8 protein-coding genes are annotated in these 10,092 nt (G+C 38.4%); 6 read left to right on the forward strand and 2 right to left on the reverse strand.

The features are described from left to right. Positions 1-842 precede the first annotated feature (842 nt). The gene (locus tag AW17_RS21805; protein ID WP_029280108.1) at positions 843-1,319 is read left to right on the forward strand and encodes an acyl-CoA thioesterase; all 477 of its coding nucleotides are present in this window, start codon (positions 843-845) and stop codon (positions 1,317-1,319) included. 174 nt (positions 1,320-1,493) lie between these two features. On the opposite strand, the gene AW17_RS21810 is transcribed toward AW17_RS21805, so the two are convergent. Both AW17_RS21810 and AW17_RS21815 read right to left on the reverse strand, forming a co-directional pair. Then, on the reverse strand, positions 1,494-3,245 hold the full coding sequence (locus tag AW17_RS21810) for an ATP-binding protein (RefSeq protein WP_029280110.1): 1,752 nt from the start codon (positions 3,243-3,245) through the stop codon (positions 1,494-1,496). A 975-nt stretch (positions 3,246-4,220) separates the two neighbouring features. Then, positions 4,221-4,742 (reverse strand): NADPH-dependent FMN reductase, encoded by a 522-nt coding sequence (locus AW17_RS21815; protein WP_029280112.1) that lies wholly within the window; start codon positions 4,740-4,742, stop codon positions 4,221-4,223. Between the two features lie 180 nt (positions 4,743-4,922). Between AW17_RS21815 and AW17_RS21820 the strand changes: the two genes are divergently transcribed. The 5 genes from AW17_RS21820 to lepB all read left to right on the forward strand — a co-directional run bounded on the left by AW17_RS21820 (position 4,923) and on the right by lepB (position 9,907). Then, positions 4,923-5,726 (forward strand): ParA family protein, encoded by an 804-nt coding sequence (locus AW17_RS21820; protein ID WP_029280114.1) that lies wholly within the window; start codon positions 4,923-4,925, stop codon positions 5,724-5,726. 7 nt (positions 5,727-5,733) lie between these two features. Beyond that, positions 5,734-6,642 (forward strand): ParB/RepB/Spo0J family partition protein, encoded by a 909-nt coding sequence (locus tag AW17_RS21825; protein ID WP_029280116.1) that lies wholly within the window; start codon positions 5,734-5,736, stop codon positions 6,640-6,642. Further along, entirely contained in the window at positions 6,642-7,367 is a 726-nt protein-coding gene (locus AW17_RS21830; protein ID WP_029280118.1) for a DUF5683 domain-containing protein, read from the forward strand. The genes AW17_RS21825 and AW17_RS21830 overlap by 1 nt, the downstream gene beginning before the upstream one ends. Before the next feature lie 248 nt (positions 7,368-7,615). Further along, positions 7,616-8,350, forward strand: coding sequence for a 4-hydroxy-tetrahydrodipicolinate reductase (gene dapB / locus AW17_RS21835; RefSeq protein WP_029280120.1), 735 nt, complete (start codon positions 7,616-7,618; stop codon positions 8,348-8,350). A 24-nt stretch (positions 8,351-8,374) separates the two neighbouring features. Further along, positions 8,375-9,907, forward strand: a complete 1,533-nt coding sequence (gene lepB, locus AW17_RS21840) for a signal peptidase I (RefSeq protein WP_029280122.1) — start codon at positions 8,375-8,377, stop codon at positions 9,905-9,907. Positions 9,908-10,092 lie beyond the last annotated feature (185 nt).

The raw sequence follows: 10,092 nt of genomic DNA on the forward strand, positions 1-10,092 counted from the left end.
TCCTTTTTATCTGTGGTTAAATATTTTGTGGAGTTTAGAAATTGATGTGGTGTCAGTTGTTGCCAACTGACACTTTTTCGGCTAGTCGCAGCCTCTCGCTACGACTTTTTTGTTGTTTTTTTGCCACGGGTGTACATAGATAAACACGGATCAAAGATATCTATCTGTGTTTATCCTTTTTATCTGTGGTTAAATATTTTGTGGAGTTTAGAAATTGATGTGGTGTCAGTTGTTGCCAACTGACACTTTTTCGGCTAGTCGTAGCCTCTCGCTACGACTTTTTTATTGTTTTTTGCCACGGATGTACATAGATAAACACGGATCAAAGATATCTATCTGTGTTTATCCTTTTTATCTGTGGTTAAATATTTTGTGGAGTTTAGAAATTGATGTGGTGTCAGTTGTTGCCAACTGACACTTTTTCGGCTAGTCGCAGCCTCTCGCTACGACTTTTTTGTTGTTTTTTTGCCACGGGTGTACACAGATAAACACGGATCAAAGATATCTATCTGTGTTTATCCTTTTTATCTGTGGTTAATATTTTGTGGAGTCAGATGGTAACATCTGACAGCACGATTATATCCATCACGCGAGTTAGATCCTGAGATGAACTCAGGATGACGGCCGCTAAGAGAGTTCTTTCCGCAGATCTCACTGACAGCCGCAGAAAAACAATCAATTTGCGTTAATCATCTTAAATCTGCGGGACTATTTTTTGTGTTTGACAATTAATATGCCATGTCATCTTAACAGATCATAACAGCTGACTGCAGGAAAATATCTTATTTTATAATATCTTAGCAAAGATATTAAAACCAAGCAATTCTTAACAAAATATTACTATGCCCAGAACCAAAAACCATATCGAACTTCAATTTTTAAGCGAACCCTCTGATGTTAATTATGGAGGTAAGGTACATGGTGGGATGATGATGAAATGGATCGATCAGGCTGCTTTTGCCTGTGCTTTACAATGGAGCCAAACTTATTGCGTAACAGTTTATGTTGGGGGAATCCGTTTTTTTCATCCTGTTCATATCGGGCACTTGGTAAAAATGGAAGCACGCATTATTTACACGGGTAAAACCAGTATGCATATTGCCGTTGATGCTTTTTCGAAACCAGTAGGGCAGACCGATTTTGTTAAGAATACACACTGTATTATTGTTTTTGTTGCAGTAGACGACGATGGGCAGCCAAAAGGAATCCCAGCCTTTAAACCCAAAACCGAAAAAGAAATCGCCATGCATGGTTACGCCATTAAATTAATGGAATTGCGTAAAAGCATCGATAAAGAGATGGAGCCGTATATAGTGTAAGCGTAAGGCGCTGAGCGTTTGGTGGCACAATCATCTTCAGTTTAACCACAGAGAAACCAGAGGGTAGGCCACGGAGCATACCGAGTTAAGTGCATAGCTATTGTATCTATTTTACACGCTGTGTACCTCAGTTCAAAAATCGGTATCCTCTGTGGTAAAAAAAAAAAGCGAAATCTATTCTACAACGGGCAAGCTGAAACAAAACTTACTGCCTTCGCCAACGGCGCTTAGCACCCATATTTTTCCGTTTTCGGCTTCAATAAAATCTTTAGAAATGGCGAGGCCTAAGCCAGAGCCCGATTTATTCTGTCCATCGGTTGGTACCTGGAAATACCTGTCGAATAATCTTTTCTGGTATTTTTCGTCAATGCCTTTTCCAAAATCGCGCACAGAGAATTCGATAAACTTGTCTTTTTGGAAAACATCGATGATTACCTTCGATTTTTCTGAACTGTATCGCAATGCATTAGATAAAAAGTTAACCAGTACCCATGCTGTTTTCTGGATATCGGCATTCACATCCGGCAAGTCCTGACTGCAGTTAAGTACCAATTGAATTGATTTTTGTTCAGCCTGAAATTTAACGGCATCAACGGCATAACTTACAATTTCTTCAGGTTTGGTTATGGCAAAAGTGAGTTTTAAATTACCGGTTTCTACTTGCGAAAGATCTAAAAGTTCGCTGGTAATTTTTAGCAATCTGTCGCTATCTTCTTTGATGTGGTTGAGCAGCTCATGCTGTTCTTCGTTCATGGTACCCACACGCTCATCGTTCAGCAATTTCAAGCTCATTTTGATAGATGATAGTGGTGTTTTTAACTCGTGCGAGACCGTAGCGATAAAATTTGTTTTGGCTTCATCGAGCTCTTTAAACTGTGTAATATTTTTTAGCGTATAAACGCTTCCTGCAGATTTAGAAGAGGCAATTAAAGTGTTTTCATCCTGCTCTTCATAATTTGGGATGATGATTTCGCGGTTTTCCAACAGGAAATAAGATTCTTTATCATCAGCATAAATTTTTAGGGTATTATCATTGGTTTCGGGTTTAATAATCCGTTTAAGCAGCTCGTTCTTTTGCATCAGATCGGACACGTTTTGGCCAATAACCTTATCTTCATCAAGACTCATCAGTTTTGCAGCCAGATGATTTAGAAAGAGTACTTCACCTTTTTCATTTAGGCCGATTATGGCATCCTGCATTTGGGCAATAATGGCTTCAATACGTGATTTTTCGGACTTAATTTTAGATAAGTTGCTGTTTTCCCATTCGTTTAGTTTAACCACCATTCCGTTAAAGGAATCTGCCAGTTCTGTAAACTCATCTTCGTTTTCGAAATGCAGGCGCTGTTTATAATTTTTACGACTGATCTGCTTTATCGCTGCACTAAATTCGGCAAGAGGGTTGGCCACAAAACCTGGAAAGTTTACAATGAACGTAAAGAGGATAATAAAACTCAGGGTAGCGGCAATCATGATGTAGAGGTTTGCCCTCGATGAGGTTTCGTTAGCCAATTCATTTTTATCGTAAATGGCCTTCATATTTAGCTCTTCAATATTTTGCAGCGTAACGCGCAAATTTTTAATGCTATTTTCTTTATTGGCTGATATTTGTGAGTTGTTCAGTACGTTGAAAGCTATTTCTAATTTCTGGAAAGCCACTTTTTCGCCGGGTTCGGTAATGTTTAACCCTTCATTTTTTAAGTTTTCCCTAAATACAGCCAGTTGAGTACTGCTTAATGGAAATTGGTTCTGATCGATTACATTGCGCATAGCAGCAACATATTTCAACGATTTGTAGTTGTCTTTAAGGATTACCTTCGATTTATCGGAAAGCTCGTTTAAGAAAAAGAGCGCGATTAATCCGAAGGATAAAACAAGTATAAAGAGAAAGCCGAATCCGAGGCGGAGCTTGGTTTTTATTTTCATTTGTTTTTATTTTTTTAATGGTGATGAAGCTATCATGATTTACTTATTTATTGTGAAGTTTTGTAAATCATTGATGGTTTCATGACTTTTTTGTTTAACCGCAAAGGGCGAAGAGGTTTTTGCTACTAACGTAAAGCAATTTTTCTCTTTTTTGTGTAAAAATAGGTTATAATTTAAATCTGTTTCCTGATTAACTAAATTACATAACAAAGGTTAAATAAATAGCATCTGTTTAGCCTGTAGTCAATAGCTATGCCAGTAGATTGGACTATTGTTTAAGTTGTTGTTTTTTAGTCTTTTATGATGTTTTTGAAATTATTTTAAGCAAAAAACCTTTTCATTTTGGAAGGGTTTTTATCATTTTGAACCATTGCTTCTGAAGGTTTAATGCGCTGTTTTACGTTCCTAAACCTGATTGCAATGGAAAGCCCGTAAGCGAGGTACGAGTGCGGACTTGGAATGAAAAGCAGGACTGACGCTCCTATGAAATGCAGGCTGGGCTTTCCAAAAGAAGAATAGCGCTTTATTTTTTTGGAAAGCAGGTTTGGTACTATTTAGGCTGGTGCAGTCCCGCTACGCTTTACTGCGTGCCGCTTCCCATCGGGGTTTAGGTGGCATGGCCGGTAATAAGATTTAGGGTTGCAGGGTGTTGAAAATGAAAATTTAATTTAGACTGAACGATTTTTAAGGTTATGGCGTTGTCTTTTGTTTCCTAAACCTGATTGCAATGGAAAGCCCGTAAGCGAGGTACGAGTGCGGACTTGGAATGAAAAGCAGGACTGACGCTCCTATGAAATGCAGGCTGGGCTTTCCAAAAGAAGAATAGCGCTTTATTTTTTTGGAAAGCAGGTTTGGTAACATTTAGGCTAGTGCAATCCCGCTGTCAGCTTACTGCGTGCCGCTTCCCATCGGGTTTAGGTGGCATGGCCGGTAATAAGATTTAGGGTTGCAGGGCGTCGAAAAAATGAACGACGATTAGAATTTGATAAACTTATCTATCTGCTCGTTGGTAAACTTGATGGTATCCGGATGATTGAAATTACCTTCGGCATCTAACTCGGTTTTAATATTCGGAATGTGCAGGCGTAAAGGCAAAATGTGGAGGTGGATGTAATGGCAAACGCCAGTGAAATGATCTACACCGCGGATATTGCCATATTTACCAGAAGAAATTCCGACTAAAGCGGCCTTTTTATCATAAAAGCTATCTGGAAAATTACAGGCATCTATTAACACCTTTAGTACCCCTGGGTAGCTTCCATTGTACTCTGGCATGATAAATAAAAACTTTTCGGTGTTATTGATCATGTTCTGGATTTCTTGAAAAGCTTCCGATCGTTTGCCATACATATCCGTATTCAAAACATCTATAGGCAGGTGCTCCAGGCTGAACAAACTGGTATCCGTTCCTTTTTCTTTTAGTTGCCTTTGGTAATATTTAGCAACTTTTAGCGTATTGCTATTGGGCCTGTTGGTAGCGGCTATAATTGTGATCATGGATAATTGTTAATAAGATGTGTAAAACCCAAACACGCTTCTTGCTAAAATTGCCATATAGTTTGTATCTTAGCTGATTGTGAAAAAGGCCGTAAACAACGCAAAAATAGAACTTTTTGCCAATTAAAACGCATAAATAACACAGCCCAAATAAACGTTAAGTAAATTTCGGATACATAGATGAGCAAAATTATTGCATTAGCAAATCAAAAAGGTGGTGTTGGTAAAACAACTTCATCTATAAACCTGGCTGCGAGTTTGGCCGTATTAGAATACAAAACTTTACTGGTTGATGCTGATCCTCAGGCAAATTCGACTTCAGGTATCGGTTTCGATCCCCGGAATATTAAAGATAGTATTTATGAGTGTATCATTAATGATATCGATCCTTTACAGGCCATCCAAAAAACGGATACACCAAATTTAGACTTACTGCCCGCCCACATCGATCTGGTTGGTGCAGAAATCGAGATGATTAACCTGAACAACCGCGAGTACAAAATGAAAGCGGTTTTAGAGAAAATCAAAGATCAGTATGATTTTATTATCATCGATTGTTCACCATCTTTAGGTTTAATCACCATCAATGCTTTAACAGCGGCCGATTCGGTTATTATTCCTGTTCAGTGTGAGTATTTCGCGCTAGAAGGTTTGGGTAAGTTATTAAATACGATAAAAATTGTTCAGAACCGTTTAAACCCTGATCTGGAAATTGAAGGTATCTTACTTACCATGTACGATGTACGTTTACGTTTATCGAACCAGGTGGTAGAAGAGGTGAAAACGCATTTCCACGAACTGGTTTTCGATACCATTATTCAGCGTAATACACGTTTAAGTGAAGCACCTAGTTATGGCGTTTCGGTAATTATGCACGATGCCAACTGCAAAGGCGCCATTAACTACCTTAATCTTGCGCGCGAAATTGTAAAGAAAAACGGCCTTTTAAAGGAAGAAGAAAACATAGGAACAGCAACTTTATAAATTATAGATGACATCTTTTCAGCGAAAAACAGGTTTAGGAAGAGGGTTAAGTGCGCTTTTAGATGATAGCGAATCTTCTCATCCGCCGAAACAGCAGGTAAATGCTGTAAGCGAAACCGAGCAGATTGGCAATATCAGTCACGTAAGTTTAACTGAAGTTGAAACCAATCCATACCAGCCACGTACCGAATTTGACCAGGTAGCTTTAAACGAGCTTGCCGATTCGATTAAGATACAAGGTTTAATACAACCAATTACAGTTAGAAAACTTGGCGCAAACAAATACCAGCTCATTTCTGGTGAGCGTAGGTTCAGGGCTTCGAAACTAGCTGGTTTAACACAGATTCCTGCTTACATCCGCAGTGCCAACGACCAACAGATGTTGGAAATGGCCTTGATCGAAAATATTCAACGCGAAAATTTAAATGCTATTGAAGTGGCATTGAGTTTCCAGCGGATGATTGACGAGGTAGGCTTAAAACAAGAGCAATTAGGCGAACGCGTAGGTAAAAACCGTACAACGGTTACCAATTACCTGCGTTTGTTAAAACTTCCGCCAGCTATTCAGGCTTCTATCCGCGATCAGAAAATTAGCATGGGGCATGCAAGAGCCTTAATTAATGTTGATGGTGTTGACAAACAATTGTTTATCCACCAGGAAATTCTAGAAAAAGGATTATCGGTACGCAAGGTAGAAGAGCTTGTACGTAATTTGCAGCATGTACCTTTAAAAGGCAGCGAAAAATCGAAAGAAAAAGCTGTTTCTTTTCAATATCAAAAATTACAGGACGATCTGGCCTCTAAATTTGCTACCCGAGTAAAGTTAAAAGTAAGTCAGAACGGTAAGGGGGCGATAGAAATACCTTTTATGAGTGATGACGACTTAAACCGAATTTTAGAGTTATTAGACTGGTAATGCAAAAGACTAAGCTTTTAATACTGGTTGCTGCATTTACATTTTTTCTTGTAAACTTAGCCTCGGCGCAGGTTAAGAATACGGTATTAAAACCTGCTGATACTTCGAAAATTAAATTGTCTAAATCGTTAGATACTGCGGCTAAAAAAACGATGACCAGAAAGGATTCGATGAAAGCCAAGTATGTTAATCCGGGTAAGGTTGCCGGTAGAAAAGCTGTTTTCAGATCGATGATTATACCTGGGTGGGGGCAATTGTATAATATGCAATTGCTTAACGACGGTTATGGTACAAGAGCTGGAAAAAGCCAGTTTTTTCAAAAGCTATATACAGGAGGTAAAATTGCAGCTATTTATGGTGGTATAACCGTGCTTACCATGTCTTACATCGAAAGTAGCAAACAGTATGATTTGGCATTAACAGAATTACAGTACCGCGATTCGCATGGTGATCAGCCTGTTCCTAACGGCCCTTTTGGTAGCCGTTATTCTACTACAGGCATAACCCAGCGTAAAGACACCTATAGAAGGAACAAACAGATTGTATTGTTCTCTTACGGTTTGGTTTATTTCGCCAATATAGTAGATGCCTATGTTGCAGCCCGTTTGCATTTCTTCAATATTGATGATAACCTTTCTTTTAAGGTAATGCCATCGATGATTAATACCAATTCGATGTATGGTTTCAATGCAACGCCTGCATTAAAATTATCATTAAGATTTTAATACAGAAAACCATCATGATACTCAATATAGGTATTACATTTGAAATCATAATTGTTTATCCGCTGCTAAAGGTTAGGTATAACAAGAATAAAAAACTGAAAATAAATATAAACAGATGAAACCATCATGATTTTTCAAACCAATTTTGGGATGAATAAATGGCTCAAGCCTTCTTGAACACCATTAAAACATCTACATTGATGAAAAATCTGATAGCTTCATCACAATTAAAACTAAACTATAAACAGATGAAACTTGCGCTTTTAGGGTATGGTAAAATGGGGCAGATTATCGAAAAATTTGCAGTAGAACGTGGCCACGAAATTGTTTTAAAAATAACGATCGATAACCACGAAGATTTAACCAGACAAAATTTAAAATCGGCTGATGTAGCCATCGATTTTAGTACGCCTGATTCGGTTTTAAAAAATATTGATGCCTGCTTTGATGCCAATGTGCCTATAGTTGTAGGTACAACCGGCTGGTATGGCAAACTCCAGGAAGTAAAAGACGATTGCAACAGCAGTAACAATACCCTGCTTTATGGGTCTAACTTTAGTATTGGCGTAAATTTATTCTTTAAGCTTAATCAAACTTTAGCCAAGCTGATGAATAACTATCCTGCATATGAGGTTCAGGTTGAAGAAATTCATCATACCCAAAAACTAGATGCGCCAAGTGGTACGGCCATTACCCTTGCAGAAGGGATTGTAGATAACCTGGACAGAAAGCAAGAGTGGTTAAACGAAGTGGTTGGGACTGATGTTGAATTGTTTCCGAAAGCAGAGCAATTGCTGATAGAATCGCATAGAATAGAAAATATTCCAGGTACACATACTGTAATTTACAGTAGTGAGGTAGATGAAATAGAAATTAAACATACTGCCCATAATAGAGCCGGTTTTGCTTTAGGTGCAGTTGTGGCGGCAGAATGGTTGAAAGATAAAAAAGGATTTTTCAGCATTACTGATATTTTTGAATAGCACTAAACATATACATTTAAATAAATGGAATTAGCACATCTTTTTGGGGTATTAATTTTTTTAGCTCCGGTAGTAATTTTACAATATATAGGCCTTTGGAAACTTTTCGAAAAGGCTGGTAAGCCTGGTTGGGAAGCATTAGTACCAATTTATAGTTTTTGGGTGATGTTAAAGATAACAGGAAGGCCAGCTTGGTGGGTTATTCTATTATTCATTCCAGTTGTTAACTTTTTCGTAGCCATTGGTGTAACTATAGATTTTGTAAAGTGTTTTGGTAAGTTCAAATTTTGGGAGCATGCTGCAACAGTTATTCTATCATTTGTTGTTTTGCCATTGTGGGGATTTGATAAAAATGTAAAGTATTTAGGCGAATCTGTAACCGAAGAGTTTAAGCAACAACATAAATATGTGAAATCTAAAAATCGCGAATGGGCTGATGCAATTATTTTTGCGGTAGTAGCAGCAACCATCATCCGCGTATTTTTTATTGAGGCTTACACCATTCCATCTGGTTCGATGGAAAGATCTTTGCTTATTGGCGATTTCCTTTTTGTGAGTAAAGTTAATTACGGTGCACGTATCCCGATGACTCCGGTTGCTTTTCCCTTTGCTCACCATACTATGCCTTTAACCACTTCTACAAAAGCTTATTGGGATGGTGTACAGTGGAAATATCATCGTTTACCGGGTTTATCTAAAATTAAGAGAAACGATGTAGTGGTATTCAACTTTCCTGAAGGAGACACTGTAGCCGTAGAAAACCAGGCAGAAAGTTATTATGCATTAGAACGCAGCATGGGCCGGCAGCAGGTTAGAAGCACATTTACGATAATAGACCGTCCGGTAGATAAACGGGAGAACTTTATAAAAAGATGTATAGGTATTCCGGGAGATGTAATTTCGATGAGCAATGGTATTGCCAATGTAAATGGCAAAAATGAGCCTTTAAAAAACACGGGTATGATGCCATATCGCATCGAGTTTAAAACCATGGATTTTAATTATGCGGCGCTTGATGAGTTTAAACTTAATTTAGGTGGAACACCCGCTCTTGCAGATAAGACATACGTTGTAGATGCATCGCCAGAAATTGCCGATAAATTAAAAGCATTTGATTTTGTGAAATCAGTTACATTAAGTCCAGATCCTGCAGGAGCTGTTCCGGGAGGTGTTTTTCCGAACGATCCAAACAGGGTTTGGAACAGAGATAACTTCGGGCCGATTAAAATCCCTTCAAAAGGATGGACCGTTAAAATCGATAGCAATACCATGCCGCTGTATTACAGGGCTATTAGAACTTATGAAGGAAATAAAGTAGAGCAAAAAGCAGGTATTTGGTATATTAATGATAAAGTAGCCACTACTTATACTTTTAAAATGGACTACTATTGGATGATGGGTGATAACCGCCACAATTCGGCTGATTCGCGTTATTGGGGTTTTGTACCCGAAGACCATATTGTAGGTAAAGCTTTATTTGTTTGGATGAGCTGGGATAGTACTGCATCTTTCTTACATAAAATAAGATGGAGCAGGTTGTTTATGGGCATTCATTAATTTATACGATATTTTTTAGAAAAAGCTTGCTTTATGCAGGCTTTTTTTTTGTGGTGCGCCGGGCATGGCAATCGACTATAGGGTTCAAGTCCCGAACACGCCTTGCAGTAGGAAGTGTTAGCTTAAGACAAGGGTGTCGTGGGTGACTGCGAATCTGAAGGAAGTCGGCGGCAAATATGGGGGCT

Origin of the sequence: Pedobacter borealis DSM 19626, assembly GCF_000708285.2 — a bacterium.
GTDB lineage: Bacteria > Bacteroidota > Bacteroidia > Sphingobacteriales > Sphingobacteriaceae > Pedobacter > Pedobacter borealis.